Origin of the sequence: Pseudomonas sp. xss_2 (assembly GCF_043104195.1) — a bacterium.
GTDB classification, from domain to species: domain Bacteria; phylum Pseudomonadota; class Gammaproteobacteria; order Pseudomonadales; family Pseudomonadaceae; genus Aquipseudomonas; species Aquipseudomonas urmiensis.
The window spans coordinates 102,559-120,963 of sequence record NZ_JBICKL010000046.1; the positions used below are offsets into that span (position 1 = coordinate 102,559).

Annotated in this window: 18 protein-coding genes; 6 read left to right on the forward strand and 12 right to left on the reverse strand. The window is 61.9% G+C overall.

From position 1 onward, the window contains the following. Positions 1–32: 32 nt before the first annotated feature. From era to rpoE, 8 genes are all read right to left on the reverse strand, one after another. Positions 33–935, reverse strand: coding sequence for a GTPase Era (era, locus tag ACF8K2_RS09765; protein WP_264236294.1), 903 nt, complete (start codon positions 933–935; stop codon positions 33–35). Further along, positions 928–1,617: a ribonuclease III gene (gene rnc / locus ACF8K2_RS09770; RefSeq protein ID WP_186556166.1), complete on the reverse strand. Its 690-nt coding sequence runs from the start codon at positions 1,615–1,617 to the stop codon at positions 928–930. Before rnc ends, era begins: the two co-directional genes overlap by 8 nt. 164 nt (positions 1,618–1,781) lie before the next feature. Then, on the reverse strand, positions 1,782–2,636 hold the full coding sequence (gene lepB, locus ACF8K2_RS09775) for a signal peptidase I (RefSeq protein WP_186556165.1): 855 nt from the start codon (positions 2,634–2,636) through the stop codon (positions 1,782–1,784). 5 nt (positions 2,637–2,641) lie between these two features. Then, on the reverse strand, positions 2,642–4,441 hold the full coding sequence (gene lepA, locus ACF8K2_RS09780; RefSeq protein ID WP_186556164.1) for a translation elongation factor 4: 1,800 nt from the start codon (positions 4,439–4,441) through the stop codon (positions 2,642–2,644). 284 nt (positions 4,442–4,725) lie between these two features. Continuing rightward, a complete protein-coding gene (locus ACF8K2_RS09785) occupies positions 4,726–6,123 on the reverse strand; it encodes a DegQ family serine endoprotease (protein ID WP_392464732.1) in 1,398 nt (465 codons plus the stop codon). Between the two features lie 206 nt (positions 6,124–6,329). Continuing rightward, the gene (locus ACF8K2_RS09790; RefSeq protein ID WP_186556162.1) at positions 6,330–7,292 is read right to left on the reverse strand and encodes a MucB/RseB C-terminal domain-containing protein; all 963 of its coding nucleotides are present in this window, start codon (positions 7,290–7,292) and stop codon (positions 6,330–6,332) included. An 11-nt stretch (positions 7,293–7,303) separates the two neighbouring features. Beyond that, complete coding sequence (locus ACF8K2_RS09795) at positions 7,304–7,894, reverse strand: sigma-E factor negative regulatory protein (protein WP_186556161.1); 591 nt, start codon at positions 7,892–7,894, stop codon at positions 7,304–7,306. Between the two features lie 31 nt (positions 7,895–7,925). Next, positions 7,926–8,507: an RNA polymerase sigma factor RpoE gene (gene rpoE / locus ACF8K2_RS09800; protein ID WP_011535354.1), complete on the reverse strand. Its 582-nt coding sequence runs from the start codon at positions 8,505–8,507 to the stop codon at positions 7,926–7,928. Between the two features lie 437 nt (positions 8,508–8,944). Here rpoE and nadB point away from each other — a divergent pair, with 437 nt between their 5' ends. Further along, on the forward strand, positions 8,945–10,549 hold the full coding sequence (nadB, locus tag ACF8K2_RS09805; RefSeq protein WP_392464575.1) for an L-aspartate oxidase: 1,605 nt from the start codon (positions 8,945–8,947) through the stop codon (positions 10,547–10,549). 16 nt (positions 10,550–10,565) lie between these two features. Here nadB and ACF8K2_RS09810 read toward each other — a convergent pair whose 3' ends face one another. After that, positions 10,566–11,024, reverse strand: coding sequence for a protein YgfX (locus ACF8K2_RS09810; RefSeq protein ID WP_186556159.1), 459 nt, complete (start codon positions 11,022–11,024; stop codon positions 10,566–10,568). Then, positions 11,008–11,262: a succinate dehydrogenase assembly factor 2 gene (locus ACF8K2_RS09815; protein ID WP_186556158.1), complete on the reverse strand. Its 255-nt coding sequence runs from the start codon at positions 11,260–11,262 to the stop codon at positions 11,008–11,010. Before ACF8K2_RS09815 ends, ACF8K2_RS09810 begins: the two co-directional genes overlap by 17 nt. A gap of 133 nt (positions 11,263–11,395) precedes the next feature. Between ACF8K2_RS09815 and ACF8K2_RS09820 the strand changes: the two genes are divergently transcribed. Both ACF8K2_RS09820 and ACF8K2_RS09825 read left to right on the forward strand, forming a co-directional pair. Further along, positions 11,396–12,337 (forward strand): YgfZ/GcvT domain-containing protein, encoded by a 942-nt coding sequence (locus tag ACF8K2_RS09820; RefSeq protein ID WP_392464578.1) that lies wholly within the window; start codon positions 11,396–11,398, stop codon positions 12,335–12,337. Positions 12,338–12,388: 51 nt separating this feature from the next. Next, the gene (locus ACF8K2_RS09825) at positions 12,389–13,195 is read left to right on the forward strand and encodes an HDOD domain-containing protein (protein WP_186556156.1); all 807 of its coding nucleotides are present in this window, start codon (positions 12,389–12,391) and stop codon (positions 13,193–13,195) included. A gap of 27 nt (positions 13,196–13,222) precedes the next feature. On the opposite strand, the gene ACF8K2_RS09830 is transcribed toward ACF8K2_RS09825, so the two are convergent. Next, positions 13,223–14,602 (reverse strand): sensor histidine kinase, encoded by a 1,380-nt coding sequence (locus ACF8K2_RS09830; protein WP_392464580.1) that lies wholly within the window; start codon positions 14,600–14,602, stop codon positions 13,223–13,225. Further along, the gene (locus ACF8K2_RS09835) at positions 14,595–15,266 is read right to left on the reverse strand and encodes a response regulator (RefSeq protein WP_186556154.1); all 672 of its coding nucleotides are present in this window, start codon (positions 15,264–15,266) and stop codon (positions 14,595–14,597) included. The genes ACF8K2_RS09830 and ACF8K2_RS09835 overlap by 8 nt, the downstream gene beginning before the upstream one ends. Before the next feature lie 203 nt (positions 15,267–15,469). Here ACF8K2_RS09835 and ACF8K2_RS09840 point away from each other — a divergent pair, with 203 nt between their 5' ends. The 3 genes from ACF8K2_RS09840 (at position 15,470) to ACF8K2_RS09850 (ending at position 18,405) form a co-directional block, all read left to right on the forward strand. Continuing rightward, complete coding sequence (locus tag ACF8K2_RS09840) at positions 15,470–16,759, forward strand: OprD family porin (protein ID WP_392464582.1); 1,290 nt, start codon at positions 15,470–15,472, stop codon at positions 16,757–16,759. 32 nt (positions 16,760–16,791) lie between these two features. Continuing rightward, positions 16,792–17,772 (forward strand): tripartite tricarboxylate transporter substrate binding protein, encoded by a 981-nt coding sequence (locus ACF8K2_RS09845; RefSeq protein WP_186556152.1) that lies wholly within the window; start codon positions 16,792–16,794, stop codon positions 17,770–17,772. Between the two features lie 174 nt (positions 17,773–17,946). Further along, the gene (locus ACF8K2_RS09850; protein ID WP_186556151.1) at positions 17,947–18,405 is read left to right on the forward strand and encodes a tripartite tricarboxylate transporter TctB family protein; all 459 of its coding nucleotides are present in this window, start codon (positions 17,947–17,949) and stop codon (positions 18,403–18,405) included.

Below are 18,405 nucleotides of genomic sequence, written 5' to 3' on the forward strand. Positions count from 1 at the left end.
CGCTCCCACAGGAGCAAAGGCGAGCGTAAGGCTTACAGGTCGCCGTAGCCCAGCGAACGCAGGGCGCGTTCGTCATCGGACCAGCCGCCTTTGACCTTGACCCACAGGTTGAGCATGACCTTGGCGTCGAACAGGGTTTCCATGTCCTTGCGCGCGTCAGAGCCGATGCGCTTGATGCGCTCGCCCTTGTCGCCAATGATGATCTTCTTCTGGCCATCTCGCTCGACCAGGATCAATGCATGGATGTGCAGCACATGACCCTGCTGCTTGAACTCTTCGATCTCGACGGTGATCTGGTACGGCAGCTCGGCACCGAGCTGACGCATGATCTTCTCGCGCACCAGCTCAGCGGCGAGGAAGCGGCTGCTGCGGTCGGTGATCTGGTCTTCCGGGAAGAAGTGCTCGTTTTCCGGCAGGTGCTTGGCGATCAGCGCCTCGAGCGATTCGAGGTTGTGCCCTTGCTGCGCGGAGATTGGCACGATCTCGGCGTTCGGCAACTGCTCCTGCAGCCATTTCAGGTGCGGGATCAGCTCGGCCTTCTCGTCCATCCGGTCGGTCTTGTTGACCGCCAGGATCAACGGGCCGGTCACGTACTGCACCCGCTCGAGCACCAGCTGATCTTCTTCGGTCCAGCGGGTACGGTCGACCACGAAAATAACCACGTCGACGTCCTTGAGGGCGGCCGAAGCGGTGCGGTTCATGTAGCGGTTGAGCGCTTTGTCGTTGGCCTTGTGCATGCCGGGGGTGTCGACGTAGATCGCCTGCACATCACCTTCGGTCTTGATCCCGAGCATGTTGTGCCGGGTGGTCTGCGGCTTGCGCGAGGTGATCGCCAGCTTTTGCCCGAGGATGTGGTTGAGCAAGGTCGACTTGCCCACGTTGGGGCGACCCACGATGGCTACGTAACCGCAGCGGGTTGGGTTGTTCTCAGTCATTGCCATTCTCCACGCCCAGGGCGATCAATGCAGAAGCCGCGGCGACTTGCTCGGCGATACGCCGGCTGACGCCCTGGCCACGGCTCTTGTTGTTCAGCAGCACCACTTCGCATTCGACGAAGAAGGTGCGGCAGTGAGGTTCGCCCTGGATGTCGACCACTTCGTAACGTGGCAACTCACAGGCACGCGACTGCAGGAACTCCTGCAGGCGGGTCTTGGGGTCTTTGTTGGTGTCGACCAGCGTCAGGCTCTCGAACTCATCGGTCAGCCAGGCCAGGATGCGCTCGCGCGCAGTCTCCATGTCGGCGTCCAGATAAATGGCGCCGATCAGCGCTTCGAGGGCATCGGCGAGGATCGATTCGCGGCGAAAACCGCCGCTCTTGAGCTCGCCCGAACCCAGGCGCAGGTATTCGCCCAGGTCAAAGCCGCGGGCCAGACGGGCCAGGGTTTCACCCTTGACCAGGCGTGCGCGCAGGCGCGACAGCTGGCCTTCGCGCGCTTGGGGGAAGCGCTCGAACAGCGCCTCGCCAGCGACGAAGTTGAGAATGGCATCGCCGAGAAACTCCAGACGCTCGTTATTGCGCCCGGCGTAGCTGCGATGGCTCAGGGCCAGGAGCATCTGGTCCTTGTTCTTGAAGGTGTAGCCGAGCTTGCGCTCCAGGCGTTCAAGGGGAGCACTCATGCGGCCACCCGTGGGTTATTCAACGCGTTGTTCAAATCAACATCCTGAAAGACTGTTTTGCTGTGGATCGCCCCTGTTCAGGTGGCGAAATCTCTCGATCCCTGAGAACACAGCCTATGTCAGAAAAGCATTCGGCGCTGTCTGTCAGACAACGCCGATGGGTATCAATGGATCAGGCCGACCCGCGACAGGTTGGGCATATGGCTGAGCTTGGGCTCTGGCCAGCTCATCCAGACCGCGAAGGCCTTGCCGACGATGTTGCGGTCCGGGACCATGCCGTGCAGCTCTTTAGGAATGTTCGGGTCATCCCAGTAACGGCTGTCGTTGGAGTTGTCGCGGTTGTCGCCCATCATGAAGTAATGGCCAGCCGGCACGGTCCATTGCTGGTCCGGCGGCATGCGATAGCGGCTCATCTCCTTGCGGATCAGGTGCTCGGTCTCGCCCAGCTTTTCCTTGTACAGCTCAGCGCTGCCCAGGGTGCCTGGCTCGGTACCGACCAACTGCTCGGCGACCGGCTGACCATTGACATACAAACGCTTGTCGCTGGTATAGCGGATCTGGTCGCCCGGCAGGCCGACCACGCGCTTGATGTAGTTGACGTTCGGGTCGCTTGGATAGCGGAACACCATTACGTCCCCGCGCTGCGGATCACCCACGTCGATGACCTTTTTATCGATCACCGGCAGACGAATGCCGTAGGAGAACTTGTTCACCAGGATGAAGTCGCCGACTTCCAGGGTCGGTTTCATCGACCCGGAAGGGATCTGGAACGGCTCGACCAAGAACGAGCGCAATACCAGCACGATGAACAGCACCGGGAAGAACGACTTGCCGTACTCGACCAGCAACGGCTCCTTGTTCAGCTTCTCGACCACAGCCATTTCGGGCTGAGTGACGCTGCCCTGGTAGTTGGCGATCGCTGCGCGCCGGCGCGGGGCCAGGAACAGCAGGTCGATCAGACCCAACAAGCCACAGACTGCGACGGCGATGACGAGCAACAGCGGGAAATTTAGCGACATAGGACCTAGCTATCCAACCTGAGCACGGCGAGGAAGGCCTCTTGTGGAATCTCCACATTGCCCACCTGTTTCATGCGTTTCTTACCGGCCTTCTGCTTCTCCAGCAGCTTGCGTTTACGGCTAACGTCACCACCGTAGCACTTGGCCAGTACGTTCTTTCTGAGCGCCTTGACAGTGGTACGCGCAACGATCTGCCCGCCAATGGCGGCCTGGATCGCAACGTCGAACATCTGCCGAGGAATCAGTTCCTTCATCTTCTCGGTCAACGCACGACCTTTGTAGTGCGCATTATCGCGGTGCACGATCAGCGCCAGGGCATCGACCTTGTCGCCGTTGATCAGCACGTCCAGCTTGACCAGGTTGGCCGACTGGTAGCGATCGAAATGATAGTCCAGCGAGGCATAACCGCGGCTGGTCGACTTCAGGCGGTCGAAGAAGTCCAGCACCACCTCGTTCATCGGCAGGTCATAACGCACCTGCACCTGCGAGCCGAGGAACTGCATGTCGCGCTGCACGCCACGCTTCTCGATGCACAGGGTGATGACGTTACCCAGGTGCTCTTGCGGCACGAGGATGTTAGCCTGCACGATCGGCTCGCGGAAATCTTCGACCGACGACACGTCCGGCAGCTTGGACGGGTTGTCGACGTAGATGGTTTCGCCGGTCTTGAGCTTGACCTCGAAGATTACGCTTGGCGCGGTGGTGATCAGGTCCAGGTCGTATTCGCGCTCCAGGCGCTCCTGGATGATTTCCATGTGCAGCATGCCGAGGAAGCCGCAACGGAAGCCGAAGCCCAGTGCGTCGGAGCTTTCCGGCAGGTATTGCAGCGACGAGTCGTTCAGGGTCAGTTTCTGCAACGCGTCGCGGAAATCTTCGAAATCGTCGGAACTGACCGGGAACAGGCCGGCATACACCTGCGGTTGGATCTTCTTGAAGCCTGGCAATACTTCGACTTCAGGGGTAGCGGACAGGGTCAGGGTGTCACCGACCGGTGCACCATGAATGTCTTTGATGCTGGCGATGATGAAGCCCACTTCGCCAGCCTTGAGGTCTGCGGTCTGGGTATGCTTGGGGGTGAATACACCGACGCTGTCGACCAGGTGCACCTTGCCGGTGGACTTGACCAGAATCTTGTCGCCCTTCTTCACCCGGCCATGGCGCACACGCACCAGCGACACGACCCCAAGGTAGTTGTCGAACCAGGAGTCGATGATCAGCGCTTGCAGGGGCGCGTCGATATCGCCTTCGGGGGCAGGAATGGTCTGTACCAGGCGCTCGAGCACTTCGTCGACGCCCATGCCGCTCTTGGCGCTGCACGCCACGGCGTCGGTAGCGTCGATGCCGATGATCTTCTCGATCTCGTCCTTGACGCGGTCCGGGTCGGCCTGGGGCAGGTCCATCTTGTTCAGCACTGGCATGACTTCCAGGCCTTGCTCGATGGCGGTGTAGCAGTTGGCGACCGACTGCGCTTCGACACCTTGACCGGCGTCCACCACCAGCAGCGCGCCCTCACAGGCGGCCAGCGAACGGCTGACTTCATAGGTGAAGTCGACGTGGCCGGGGGTGTCAATGAAGTTCAGCTGGTAGGTCTTGCCGTCCTGGGCCTTGTAATGCAGCGTGACGCTGTGGGCCTTGATGGTAATACCGCGCTCGCGCTCCAGGTCCATGGAGTCCAGGACCTGGGCTTCCATTTCGCGCGCCGACAGGCCACCGCACATCTGGATGAAACGGTCGGCCAGCGTCGACTTGCCATGGTCGATGTGGGCGATGATGGAGAAATTGCGGATATGACTCAAATCACTCACGGGTCAACACTCGGAAAAGGCTGCGAGCCGGACGCCCGCCGAAAAATAGCCGGGAATTGTACCTTAAGCCGATGGCTTATGGGAGATTCCTGATCGGCAGTCATGGCATCTACGTGCTGAAGCGTGGGAGCGGGCTTGCGCCCCCGCGATTGCGGGCTGATCAAGTAGAGAGGGGGCTTGGTCGCTCGCAATCGCGGGGCAAGCCCGCTCCCACAGTGCATGAAACGTTCAATCAGCGACGAAAAAGGGCAGCCGAAGCTGCCCTTTCCTACCTTGTTACCGGATTATTCAGCCAGTTTGAAGGTGATGAAGCTGGCGCGCCCCTGACGCAGAACGCGCATGGACACCGAACGGTTCTTCGGCAGGCCCTTGGCGATCTCGGTGAACTCCTTGGCGTTGCTGATCGCCTGGTTGTTCAGGTGGCTGATGACGTCGCCCGGACGCAGACCGATCAGCGCCGCAGGGCCGTCCTGAACTTCCTTGATGAGCACACCACCCTTGAGCTCAAGCGATTTTTTCTGCTCGGCGGTCAGGTCAGTCACCGAGACGCCCAGACGGTTGCTGCTGCGCTCGGCGCCGCCTTGGGCACCGGTACCAATATCGGCGTCATCCTCCGGCAGTGCGCCGACGGTGACATCGAGGTTCTGCCGCTTGCCGTTGCGGATGATCTCAAGCTTGGCCTTGGCGCCGTCCTTGAGGCTGCCGACCAAGTGCGGCAGATCGGCCGACATGACGATCGGCTGACCATTCATGCTGAGGATTACATCACCGACCTGCAGGCCACCTTTGGCAGCCGGGCCGTCTTCCAGAACCTGAGCGACCAAGGCACCGGCTGGTTTGTCGAGGCCAAACGATTCTGCCAGGTCTTTGTTGACCTCCTGGATCACCACGCCGAGCCAGCCGCGGTTGACCTTGCCGTCTTTCTTCAGTTGGTTGGAGACATCCAGCGCCACGTCGATCGGGATAGCGAAGGACAGGCCCATGAAGCCCCCGGAGCGGGTGAAGATCTGCGAGTTGATGCCGACCACTTCGCCTTTCATGTTGAACAGCGGGCCACCGGAGTTACCTGGGTTGATCGCCACGTCAGTCTGGATGAACGGCACATAGGTGTCGTTAGGCAGGGTACGACCCTTGGCGCTGACGATCCCTTTGGTCACCGAATGATCGAAGCCAAACGGCGAACCGATGGCCAGCACCCACTCCCCGACCTTGAGCTTCTCGGAGTCGCCCAGCTTTACCGTTGGCAGGTTTTTGCCTTCGACCTTGAGCAGGGCCACATCGGTGCGCGGATCGGTACCGACCAGCTTGGCCTGCAGCTCGCTGCGATCGGACAGGCGCACGATGATTTCGTCGGCGTCGGCCACGACATGGTTGTTGGTCAGCACGTAGCCATCACTGGAAATGATGAAGCCCGAGCCGAGCGACTGCGCTTCACGCTGGCGGTCGCCACGCGGCGAACGCGGCTGTTGCGGCATATTGCGCTCGAAGAACTCGCGGAACATCGGTGGCAGCCCTTCGAGATCGGGCATGGTCCCGGCGGCGAGGCGGTCCGGCAGCTTCTGTTTGGTACTGATGTTGACCACGGCCGGCGAGGCCTGCTCCACCAGGGTAGTGAAGTCCGGCAGGGCTTCTTCGGCCTGAGCGCTGAGCACCTGACCGAGCATGAGCACGGCGGCGAACATCGACAGATAGGATTTCAAGCGTGGTATTGACATACGGCTCCCGTCACAACGAGCGTAGTTAGCAGTAAGACCCCTGCTGACGCAGGCAAGGCCAGACCTCAAGAAGTCTGACCTATAGAAAATTTACGAGGGGATTGCAAATGACAATGCTTTAATTTCATTTCAGCCCCGTGTTTTCGGGGCTGCTGAAAGGGCGCTGAAGGTCATTACTGACGCGCCTGAGCATCCTGCGCCCGCATGGACAATGCCACACGTTCGGCGGTACCCAAAGGAATCTCTCCAACCACGGTCACCATGACTTTGCCATTGGGCGTGTTGAGTTGGCGCGAAACGGCCACGGTTGGGCCTAACTGGGTTCGGATATCGTTGCCCGAGCTGCCCTTGACCGGCTCCAGGAACACAGAGAAGCGCGCCAGACCGTCGTCATACATCAAGCTGCTGACCGTACTGTTGCGCGAAGCGTCGCGGCGGCTGGAACTGTTGATCAGTTCGAAGCCTGGCGGCAGCCAGTCTGAGCGCCAAGCCGCCGTAGAACCGCCAGACGCCGAGGCAACTGACTGGACAGGCTTGCACGAGGCACTGGCATGCAGCTCTTGATCGCTTGGGGCGGTGGTATCCAAACGGGTCATCTGGAAGCGCTCGAGCAACTGGCCCTTGTCATTGAGCATCAACGAGCGCAGAGGCAATCCAGTCTCACGGTCCAGATGTAATTCGAAGGCGTAACGATGCTGGTCGCGGGGAGTAAGCGTGACAATCACCGCATCGCGATCAGCGACCCGGGATTTACCCGCAACCCTCAAGTCGTACCAGCTCATCAGCTTGAGCGGATCGAGCATGCGCGGCGCAGAGTCAGGTGGCGTTGCCACCCCGCTGGCCAGAGCCCCGCTAACGCACTGCACCTTGCCATCGACGCGCACGATTTCCTGGGCCGCGCCATCGAGCTGCAACAGCCGCTCGCTGACCGTGCCATTGTGCACACGGTGCCAGATATCGTGGGAAGAGAAGCTGCCGTTACGTTCGTAAACGAAGGAACCCTGGTAACTCTGTACTTGCTCGGCTCGTGCCAGCTTGTTCAACCACTCACTCGCCTCAGGCGAGGAGTTGGCTGCCAACGCTGGCACCGTCATGCAGCTGCCTAGTAGCAGCGACAGGAGAGGTAGCGCGCGCATGATCCTCCTTACTAGCGGTTTTCCAGGCTGGCAGCGCGGGCGTATGGCAGGGCGGTTTCAGTGCCCTTGAGCGCAGATTCCTGGGCGTGCTGGCGCAGGTAGCCTGGCAGACGCTGATCCCAGCCGGCCTGGTTCTGCAGCACACCGTTGGCCATTGGCCCGGTCGGTTGCTCACTGCTTTCACTATAGCCTGCCAATACAGCCGGGCCTTGTGTTTGCGGCATGCTCAGACCTTGCTGTGCCGGTTGCTGGGCGGCCAGCTCGCTACCGGTGATTTCATCTTGGTTGTACAGGCGAACACCTGCCAGCACCGCAACGGTCACCGAGGCAGCTACAGCCAGACGGCCGATGCTACGCCATGGGCCCTGCTTGACCTTGGCCGGCACGGCTTCATCAGCCAGTGCTGCAGACACCGCCGAGGCGATATCCAGCTTAGGCAGCAGCAGTTCCTTGTGCATCGCTGCGCGGGCAACCTGGTAACGCGACCAGGTGGCACGGGTGTCTGCGTCATCGACGGCGCTCAGCACCCGACGCAATTCCAGTTCGTCCGCTTCGTTATCCATCACCGCGGACAGCGATTCCTGCAAAGCTTCACGACTCATGGCGGTTCCTCTCTTGGCTGTCGCCGCTGTCTCAGGATTCCTGCAACAACGGCTGCAGGGCTTTATCAATGGCCTCCCGAGCGCGGAAGATTCGAGAGCGCACGGTACCCACCGGACATTGCATGACGCTCGCAATGTCCTCGTAACTCAGACCATCAAATTCACGCAAAGTTAGAGCAGTGCGTAGATCTTCTGGCAGTTGCTGGATGGTGCGATGGACGGTGCCTTCGATTTCATCCCGCAACAACGAGCGCTCTGGGGACTCGAGATCCTTGAGACCATGATCGCCGTCGTAAAACTCCGCATCCTCGGAGCTCACATCGCTGTCTGGGGGCCGTCTACCACGGGACACCAGATAGTTTTTCGCCGTATTGATGGCGATGCGGTACAGCCAGGTATAAAACGCACTGTCTCCGCGGAAATTTCCAAGCGCTCGGTACGCCTTGATAAAGGCTTCCTGCGCTACATCCTGGGCTTCATGGGTGTCGTGTACGAAACGCACGATCAACCCGAGAATCTTGTGCTGATACTTCAGCACCAACAGATCGAACGCTCGCCTGTCGCCGCGCTGTACGCGCTCAACAAGCTGCTGATCCTCTTCCTGGGTTAGCATGAACACTCCTCAGTGAACTCGAAGGAGCGTTGCCACAGCCATCGTTCAGGCTTGCAACCATAGACTCGGGCTTTGCGCAAAAGTTCTCCCCTCCAAGCAAGTTTCCTGCGGCCTCTGGTCGGCTCGCACGAAAAACACACAGCGCGGTCACGGCCGGCTGCGTCGATAATCGGGTCTCGAATACGCAGGTGTCAGCCCGGATCGAGCTACCGCCCTGCGTCGCCTTGGCATTTGTGGCGTATGGGCAGCCTTCATAGGATTTCCCAGCATGTCGGAAAGTTCCCACGAAGATCACCATCGCTACGCAAGCGCCATTGGAAATCAGGCGCCTGGGGCTGCTATAAAGGCATCCCGGCTATGTTTCACGATAGTTTCACAATGCCATCTGCGCATGACTATTGTGCCGTTCCCCTACCCCAGATTACTAGTGTCCCGACATGAGCCAACAATTCCAACATGATGTCCTGGTGATCGGCAGTGGTGCAGCTGGCCTGAGCCTGGCCCTCAACCTTCCCAGCCACCTGCGCATTGCCATTTTGAGCAAGGGCGACCTGGCCAATGGCTCGACGTTCTGGGCGCAGGGCGGGGTCGCAGCGGTGCTGGACGACACCGATACCGTGCAATCGCATGTCGAGGACACGCTCAATGCCGGCGGCGGCCTGTGCAACGAAGACGCCGTGCGCTTCACCGTCGAGCACAGTCGCGAAGCCATCGAGTGGCTGATCGAGCAAGGCGTGCCTTTCACCCGCGACGAGCATGCCAGCGTCGACGACGGCGGTTTCGAGTTTCACCTGACCCGCGAAGGCGGTCATAGCCACCGACGCATCATCCATGCCGCCGACGCCACTGGCGCGGCGATCTTCACCACCCTGCTGGAACAAGCCCGCAAGCGCCCGAACATTGCCTTGCTGGAACAGCGGGTGGCGGTCGACCTGATCACCGAACGACGCCTGGGCCTGGATGGCCAACGCTGCCTGGGCGCCTACGTGCTTGACCGCAATACCGGCGAGGTCGACACCTTTGGCGCACGCTTCACGGTGCTGGCCACGGGCGGCGCGGCCAAGGTCTATCTGTATACCAGCAATCCCGACGGTGCCTGTGGCGATGGCATCGCCATGGCCTGGCGCGCCGGCTGTCGGGTGGCCAACCTTGAGTTCAACCAGTTTCATCCGACCTGCCTGTACCACCCACAGGCCAAGAGCTTCCTGGTAACCGAGGCCCTGCGCGGCGAAGGCGCCCTGCTGCGACTGCCCAATGGCGAACGCTTCATGCCGCGCTTCGACCCGCGTGAAGAGCTGGCCCCACGCGATATCGTCGCCCGCGCGATCGACCACGAGATGAAGCGCCTGGGCGTGGATTGCGTCTATCTGGACATCACCCACAAGCCGGCTGAATTCATCAAGAGCCACTTCCCCACAGTCTATGAGCGCTGCCTGACCTTCGGCATCGACATTACCCGCCAGCCCATCCCAGTGGTGCCGGCCGCCCACTACACCTGCGGCGGGGTCATGGTCGATGATCGCGGTCATACCGATGTGCCGGGCCTGTACGCCATTGGCGAGACCAGCTTTACCGGCCTGCACGGCGCCAACCGCATGGCCAGCAACTCGCTGTTGGAGTGCTTTGTCTATGGTCGCTCGGCTGCGGCTGACATCGAGGCGCATCTTGAGCAGATCAGCATGCCGACCGCCCTGCCCTGCTGGGATGCCAGCCAGGTCACCGACTCGGACGAAGATGTGATCATTGCCCACAACTGGGACGAGCTGCGCCGGTTCATGTGGGACTATGTGGGGATCGTGCGCACCAACAAGCGCCTACAGCGGGCGGAGCACCGGGTGCGGTTGCTGCTCGATGAGATCGATGAGTTCTACAGCAACTACAAGGTCAGCCGCGACTTGATCGAGTTGCGCAACCTGGCGCAGGTTGCGGAGCTGATGATTCGTTCGGCCATGCAGCGCAAGGAAAGCCGGGGATTGCACTACACCCTGGACTATCCAGGAATGCTGCCTGAAGCGCATGACACTGTTCTGGACCCACGCTGAAGAAAGACACGCCACGTTATCTGCTGGCTATCGGCGCCCACCGTCTGCGGCTGAACTTCAGCCGCAGGCGTAAGCGCCGATGCTGATCCACCCCCAGCGCGTCTTTGGGGATGCACTGACTTTGACTGATACGCCGTCCTTCGCGCACGAAACGCAACACCACTAGGCGCGGCAAGGCAATACTGTCAGGCAGTAACCGCACAGGCTGCCAGCCATGAGCACGGCTGAACAGCCGCCAACCCTGCGGATCGCGGCGTAGACCGGTGATGGCCTCGGGGTGCGTCAGAAGAATTCGCCGGGGAATGGCCCAACGAGCGTGGGCAATGCCGATCAACAAAACCACTATTGTCAGCCACCAGGGCAGCGCACTCAGCCAGAGGGCCATGAGCGCCAGCGCCTGACATGCCAGATACGCCGTCAGCAACAGGCGCGAGCCCTGCCAACGGCATTCGAAGTGTTCACTTGGGCTGGACACGGTCCAAGATGATGCGAACCATGCGTTGCAGCTCTGGATCTTCCGATTCGGTGCGCTCCATGAACCAGCCGAACATGTCCTGATCTTCGCAGGAGAGCAAGCGAACATACAGCTCGCGGTCCACTTCGCTCAGCGTGGGATAGACCTCCTGGGTGAATGGCACCAGCAGCACGTCCAGTTCCAGCATGCCGCGGCGGCTGTGCCAGAAAAGCCGGTTGAGTTCAGTTTGTTCGACCATGGGGCCCTCCTCGAATGGCCGGCCAGTATACAGCGCGGCGAAGCCAGCGGCACAAGGCGTTGGTCTAGTCACCTACCTATTTTGTTACCGGCGTTCTATGATGGCCGCCAGTCTTTAGTAACCGCGATGACCCATGGCCGACTCTGCTTTCTTCTGCCCCCTGTCCCACGAGGGCATTCTCGCCGTCCGCGGCTCCGACGCGGGCAAATTCCTGCAAGGCCAATTGACCTGCAACCTCAACTACCTGAGCCAGGAGCAATCGAGCCTTGGCGCTCGGTGCATGGTCAAGGGCCGCATGCAGTCGAGCTTCCGCATCCTGCCCGAGGGCAACGGCTTTTTGCTGGCGATGGCCAGCGGCCTGCTCGAGGCGCAGCTTGCTGACTTGAAAAAGTACGCGGTGTTCTCCAAGGCCAGCCTGACCGACGAAAGCGCGGCCTGGGTTCGCTTTGGTCTTGAACAAGGCGACGCGGCACTGCACGCCTTGGGGCTGGCAGTGCCTGGCGATGTTGGCGCTACCGTTCGTCATGAGGGCTTGATCGCTATTGCTGTCTCGCCTGGACGTGTGGAGCTCTGGGCTCCTGCCGAACAAGCCGCCGCCGTGCGCGAACGACTCGCCGCCAGCTTGCCCGAAGGCCCCCTCAACGATTGGCTGCTGGGCCAGATCCGCGCCGGTATCGGCCAGGTCATGGAGCAGACCCGCGAGCTGTTCATCCCGCAGATGATCAACCTGCAGGCTGTCGGCGGCGTGAGCTTCAAGAAAGGCTGCTACACCGGCCAGGAAATCGTCGCCCGCATGCAGTACCTGGGTAAGCTCAAGCGCCGCCAGTATCGCTTGGCCCTGGCCCAGGATGAGATCCCTGCGCCCGGCACCGAAGTGTTTTCGCCCACTCACAGCTCATCGGTCGGCGAAGTGGTGATTGCCGCCCACGCCCACGCTGGTTGCGAACTGCTGGCAGTGCTGACCGCCGATTCGGTAGAGGACGACAACCTGCACCTGGGCAGCCCAGAAGGCCCACGCCTGACCCTGCTGAGCCTGCCTTACGAACTGGACCGCGACCGGGAAATCCAACGCTGACCAGCCCGCCCCGCCCACCCGCGGGGCCGCCCCATTGCGGTAGAGAAATCCATGAACAAGCTGGCCGAGATGGTTCAAGCGCAGTTGCTCGCAGCCATCGACAACGATGACCTGGTCTTGCCGACCCTGCCGGAAGTCGCCCTGAGCATCCGCGAGGCCGCCGAGGACAGCGAAATCAGCGTGGCCGCGTTGAGCAAGGTGATCGGCCGCGACGCCGCGCTGTCGGCGCGCCTGATCAAGGTGGTCAACAGCCCCCTGTTGCGCGCCGCCGTCGAGGTCACCGACCTGCACACCGCGATTACCCGCCTGGGCATCAACTACAGCTGCAACCTGGCCATTGGCCTGGTGATCGAGCAGATCTTCCATGCCCGCTCACCGGCGGTGGAACAGAAGCTGCGTGATATCTGGGCCAATAGCCTGGAAGTGGCAGGCATCAGCTACGAGCTGAGTCGGCGCTACACCCAGCTCAAGCCTGACCAGGCCACCCTTGGCGGCTTGGTGCATCAGATCGGCGCATTGCCGGTATTGATCTACGCCGAAGAGCACAATGAGCTGTTATCTGATCCGGTCTGCCTGCATTACGTGATCGAGCAGATTCAACCCGCCTTGGGCGACAAGATTCTCAGCGCCTGGGAGTTTCCCGAGCAGTTGGTCAAGCTGCCGAGCGAGGTTCAGGACCTGGACCGGCGCACGGACAAGGTCGACTACATCGACATCGTGCAGATCGCCCGCTGCCTGAGCCAACGCGGCCGCAGCCGCCCCCTGGCCGCCCTGCCCGCTTATCGGCACCTGGGGCTGCCTTATGGGACCGAGCTGGATGTGGCGGATCTGCTTGAGGCGCGGAGTATGTTGCGCTAACGCCGCAGAGTTGGCTCGTGGGAGCATCTAGTCGGCCATGAAGCTCACCCGCACCTTCAAGCCGCCATTCTGGCCATCGTGCAAACTGATCTGCGCCAAATGCGCACGGCAGATCTCGCCAACGATCGCCAAGCCCAGGCCACTGCCCTGCGCGCTGCGCCGATAGAAGCGCTCAAACACCCGCTCGCGCTCGTCCTCGGGAATCCCCGGGCCATCGTCTTCGACTTCAAGAACCGCCGGCGCCAGCACCCGCAGGATCACGTTGCCACCTGCAGGTGTATGGGCCAGGGCGTTGTCGACCAGATTGCTCAACAGTTCGTTGAGCAGGGTTGGCTCACCCTTGAGCCACACAGGCGACTCGGCCTCCAGCGCTAGCGACACACCCCGTGCATGGGCCAGCGGCGCCATGGCCATACCCAAGTCGCGCGCCAACTGACTCAGGTCCAAGCGCTGGGCACCGCCCTCGGCAATTGCCCGCGCGCCATTCTCCACCCGCGCCAGGGATAACAGCTGGTTGGCCAAGTGGGTCAGCCGGTCAGTGCCTTGTGCGGCAGACTCCAGGGTCTGGCGCCATTCCTGCGGCTCGTGCGAGCGCAGGCCCAATTCGACCCGCGCCTTGAGCGCCGCCAAGGGCGTTCGCAACTCATGGGCGGCATCGGCGATAAATTGTGCCTGACGTTCGAACTGGCCGCGCAGACGCTCGGTAAAGTGGTTGAGCGCCCGCACCAGCGGCCCTAGCTCGCGCTGCACCTGGACCACCGGCAACGCTCGCAGGTCATCAGGCTGACGTTCTTCCACCGCCGTGCGCAAGCGCTCCAGCGGGCGCAGCGCGGCGCTGATGGCAAACCAGACCATCACCAATGCCCCCAGCGCCAGCATCCCCAGGCGCAGCAGGGTGTCGGCCATCAACCCGCGCGCCATGCTCACCCGCGCCTCTTCGGTCTCGGCCACCCGAATCTCGGCCATGCCATTCATGTTCGGCTCGCTGACCGGCTTGAGCAAACTGACCACGCGCACGTCCTGGCCCAGATAGGTGGCGTTGTAGAAGCGCGCCAGGGCTGGATAGTCGTCCGTGCGTGGCGTACCGGGTGGCGGTGGCGGCAGGTTCTCGTAACCGGAGATCAGCCGCTGGTGAATATCCAACACTTGGTAGTAGATGCGTCCGGCGCTGTCGTAGGCGAAGGTGTCCAGAGCCACGTAAGGCACATCGGCGCTCAAGGTGCCGTCACGCTGCGACAGCCCCGCGGCGATGGTCCGCGCCGAAGCCAGCAAGGTTCGGTCATAGGCGGTGTCGGCGGCTTCGCGACCGTTCCAGTAGGCGCTCAGGCCGCTGGCCAGCATCAGCACCACCAGCAACAACGCCAGGTTGGCCAGCAGGCGCCCGCGCAGGCTGGTGCTGTCACGCATCGCGGTGCTCGAGCAGATAGCCAAGGCCACGGAAGGTCACGATCGCCACCGGATGGCCATCGAGCTTCTTGCGCAGGCGGTGGATGTAGATTTCGATGGCGTCGGGGCTGGCGTCCTCATCCAGACCGAACACCTGGGCGGCCACCTGTTCTTTGCTCATCACCCGACCCGGCCGGGCGATCAGCGCTTCGAGCACACCCTGCTCACGCGACGTCAGCGCCAGGTGCTCTTCACCCAAGCTGAAGCGGCGGGTATCCAGGTCGTACACCAGCGGGCCGCAACGTTGTTGGCGCTCGCCGCCCAACACACTGCGGCGCAGCAGCGCCTTGACCCGCGCCTCAAGCTCGGTGAGCTCGAACGGCTTGGCCAGGTAGTCGTCAGCGCCCAGGTTCAGCCCATGGACCCGATCCTTGACGTCACTGCGCGCGGTGAGCATCAGCACCGGCAGGGTTTTGCCGCGCGCACGCAAGCGGGCCAGCACCTCGAAGCCGTCCATGCGCGGCAAGCCGACGTCGAGCACGGCCACCGCGTACTCCTCGCTGGCCAAGGCCAGGTCGGCGGCGATGCCGTCGTGCAGCACGTCCACGGTCAGTCCATGGCTCTTGAGCGCCTGGGCCACGCTTTCGGCCAGTTGCAGGTGGTCTTCGACCAGCAGCACTCGCATCGGTTTTCTCCCTGCTTGGTTAGGTCGGGTGGCGCGGAGTGTACCGCCGTCATCGAGACTGTGAAGCCCCCGAGCGTTTCCTTTCACCCTGAAAGGTTAGCGAAAGGTTGGTTACCTAGCATCGCACCACGGTCGCTCCATGCGCCGACTATAAGCACCAGCAAGGTGCAAACCGATAAGAACAATAAACGGAGTCATCCTCGATGCTGCAAGCACAGCCGCAGGCGTTCGCGCCCACCCGTTCCCTTCGCACCCGTCCGTCTGCTCTGGCCAGCGCCTTTGCGCTTGCCGGTGTCGCACCTGTCAGCCAGGCCGCGTTCTTCGAAGACAGCAGCGCCACCTTCGAAACCCGCAACATGTACTTCAATCGCGACTTCCGTGACGGCACCAGCAGCCAGCAGTCCAAGCGCGACGAGTGGGCCCAGGGCTTCATGCTCAACTTCGAGTCCGGCTACACCGAAGGCACCGTCGGCTTTGGCCTGGACGCGCTGGGGATGGTCGGCGTCAAGCTCGACTCCAGTAAAGACCGCACCGACACCGGCCTGCTGCCGACCCATGATGACGGCAAGGCTGCAGACGAGTACTCCAAGCTGGGCCTGACCGGCAAGGTCAAGGTATCGAAGACCGAGCTGAAGGTCGGCTCGCTGATTCCTGAACTGCCCACCCTGCAGCCCAACGATGGCCGCATCCTGCCGCAAACCTTCCAGGGCGGCCTGCTGATTTCCAACGAAATCAGCAACCTGACCATCACCGGTGGACGTCTGGAAAAAGCCAAGGACCGCAACGACACCAACTGGGAAGACATCGCCCTCAACAACAAGAACGGCCGTTTCGGTGGCACCTTCGCCGCCGACAACTACGACCTGGCCGGCCTTGACTACAAGTTCAGCGAGCGCATCACCGGCAGCTACCACGTCGCCCAACTCGACGATATCTATCGCCAGCACTTCGTCGGCATGGTCGCCACCCAGCCTTGGGGCCCAGGCACCTTCGGCGCCGACCTGCGCCTGGCGATCAGCGACGACCAAGGCCAGGCCCGCGCCGGCAAGATCGACAACACCACCGCCAACGGTATGCTCAGCTACGCCCTGGGCGGGCACAAGGTCAGCGGCGCGTACCAGCACCTGTCCGGCGACAGCGCCTTCCCCTATGTCGATGGCGCCGACCCGTACCTGGTCAACTTCGTCCAGATCAACGACTTCGCCGGGGCTGACGAGCACTCCTGGCAACTGCGCTACGACTACAACTTCGCCTCCTTAGGCATTCCCGGCCTGACCTTCATGACCCGTTACATCAGCGGCGACAACGTCAGCCGCGCCGATGGCAGCGAGGGCAAGGAGTGGGAACGCAACACCGAGTTCAAGTACGTGGTACAAAGCGGCCCGTTGAAAAACGTCGCCGTGCGCCTGCGAAACGCCACCTTCCGCTCCAATTTTGCCCGCGACGCCGACGAAGTTCGGCTGCTGGTGAGCTACAGCGTGGCGCTGTGGTAACCCAATAACAACAATGCTCACGGAGATAGACGATGACCTTTTCACTGCGCCGCCTCGTCCTCGCCACTGGCTGCCTGCTGCTCGCCGGCAACGCCCTGGCCGCTGAACCGAAACGCCCCGAATGTATCGCCCCGGCCTCCCCTGGCGGCGGCTTCGACCTGACCTGCAAGCTGGTGCAAAGCGCCTTGGTCAACGAGAAGATCCTCAGTAAACCCATGCGCGTCACCTACATGCCTGGCGGTGTCGGTGCGGTGGCCTACAACGCCGTAGTCGCCCAGCGCCCGGGCGATGCCGGCACCCTGGTGGCCTGGTCCAGTGGCTCGTTGCTCAACCTGGCCCAAGGCAAGTTTGGCCGCTTCGACGAGAACGCGGTGAAATGGCTGGCGGCGGTAGGCACCAGCTATGGCGCCATTGCGGTGAAAAACGATTCGCCCTACAAGAACCTCGACGATTTGGTCGCGGCCTTGAAGAAAGATCCGAGCAAAGTGGTGATCGGCTCCGGCGGCACCGTCGGTAGCCAGGACTGGATGCAGACCGCGCTGATCGCCAAGGCTGCCGGGATCAACCCGCGCGACTTGCGCTACGTAGCCCTGGAAGGCGGCGGCGAAATCGCCACCGCACTGCTCGGCGGACACATTCAGGTCGGCTCCACTGACATTTCCGACTCCATGCCGCATATCCAGAGCGGCAACATGCGCATCCTTGCGGTGTTCTCCGAGAACCGCCTGGACGAGCCCGAGATGAAGGACATCCCCACCGCCAAGGAACAGGGCTACGACATTGTCTGGCCGGTGGTACGCGGCTTCTACCTGGGGCCAAAGGTCAGCGATGAAGACTACGCCTGGTGGAAAGCCTCGTTCGACACGCTGCTCAAATCCGAAGAGTTCGCCAAGCTGCGTGACCAACGTGAGCTGTTCCCGTTCGCCATGACCGGTGAAGAGCTCGATGGCTATGTGAAGAAGCAGGTTGCCGACTACAAGGCACTGGCCCGGGAATTTGGGTTGATTCAGTAAGCCTGATCTACCCGCACCGCGCCCAGTAGCTGATTGCGTGGGAGCGGCCATGCCCTGCGACTGCGCAAGCAGGCTCACCTAGCCGCTTGGAGCAATGCCATCGCGGAGCAAGTCCGCTCCCACGCCTGCCCAGTCCCTGGGATGCGGCAAGCCGATTCAATCGAGGATTCCTTCATGATCCTGCAACGCCTGTTCGCCCTCATTCTGCTGGCGCTCTGCGCCGCTCTGGCAGTGATGGCCTGGCCTTACCAGGCCGCGTTTTCCTATGAACCGGTAGGCCCACGCGCCTATCCCTTGCTGATGCTCGGCCTGATGAGCCTGGGCCTGCTGTACCTGGCCATTCGCCCCACGCCCATCGTGCACAAGGACGACGAGCCCCCACTGGACCGCGAAACCCTGCTCAAGATCACCGCCTGCGTGGGCCTGCTGATCGTCTTCGCCAGCACCTTCGAGGCCCTGGGCTTCGTGCTCAGCGCGATCCTGGTCGGCGTGCCGATGGCCCGCCTGTATGGCGGCCGCTGGCTACACAGCGCGATCGTCGTGGTGGGCATGAGCCTGTTCCTGTACTGGCTGTTCGACCGCGTGATGGACGTGCCCCTGCCCCTTGGCCTGCTTGATGTTCTGGAGAACTGA